This window comes from Mycobacterium sp. E2497, from assembly GCF_001668695.1.
Lineage (GTDB): Bacteria > Actinomycetota > Actinomycetes > Mycobacteriales > Mycobacteriaceae > Mycobacterium.
Map to the genome: position 1 here is coordinate 1 of NZ_LZKD01000030.1, position 901 is coordinate 901.

The 901-nt window shown below is 61.6% G+C and carries 1 protein-coding gene and 1 pseudogene; both read left to right on the forward strand.

All coding sequences use genetic code 11. The features are described from left to right. Positions 1–613, forward strand: a 613-nt coding sequence (locus tag A5713_RS02465) for a permease (protein WP_197516273.1), incomplete at its 5' end; no start/stop codon positions are given. Positions 614–720: 107 nt separating this feature from the next. Beyond that, a pseudogene (locus tag A5713_RS28040) lies at positions 721–901 on the forward strand (hypothetical protein); the annotation flags it as partial.

Below are 901 nucleotides of genomic sequence, written 5' to 3' on the forward strand. Positions count from 1 at the left end.
CGTGTTCGCAATGGAGTGGTTGGCGATCCTGCGCGACCTCGTGCTGGGCTTGTTGATCGCGGGGGCCATCGCGGCGTGGGTGCCCGAAAAGTTCTGGCAGGTCTTCTTTTTGGTCGACCACCCCGGCTGGTCGGCGATCTGGGGGCCCCTGGTGGGACCGATCGTGGCTATCGTGTCGTTCGTCTGCTCGATCGGCAACGTTCCGCTCGCCGCGGTGCTGTGGAACGGGGGCATCAGTTTCGGCGGGGTCATCGCGTTCATCTACGCCGACCTGCTGATCGTGCCGATCCTGAACATCTACCGCAAGTACTACGGCACCAAGATGATGCTGACGCTGCTGGGCACGTTCTACGCCGCGATGGTCGCCGCGGGCTATCTAGTCGAATTGATCTTCGGCGCAACGAATCTCATTCCGAATCAGCGCAACGCCACCGTCATGGAGGCGACGATTTCGTGGAACTACACCACCTGGCTCAATATCGCCTTCCTCGTCGTCGCCGCCATTTTGGTCGTCCGGTTCGTCACGACGGGCGGAATCCCGATGGCGCGGATGATGGGCGGCTCCCCCGACTCCCCCGACGAGGGACATGAGCACGCGCACGAGTGCCATTAGCTCGGTACTGGATAGGACGCGTATTTCCACCGAAATCACTTGCGTCACTTTAGCTTCAGTGTTCTTGGGTCGACATTTTTGTCGGTGGGGGTGGCTAGTTTGGGGGTGTGAGTCCAAGTAGTCATCCGGATGTCGACGCGGTGTTCGACGACCTCGATGCGGTCTTGGCCCGCGCCCGGGCGTTACCGGTTGACGCGATGAACGTCGCGCAACAGCTGGCGATGCTGGAGCGCTGCGAGAAGGCGCGCCGCCAACTGCCGGCCATCGAACACCCGGTGATCAACAATC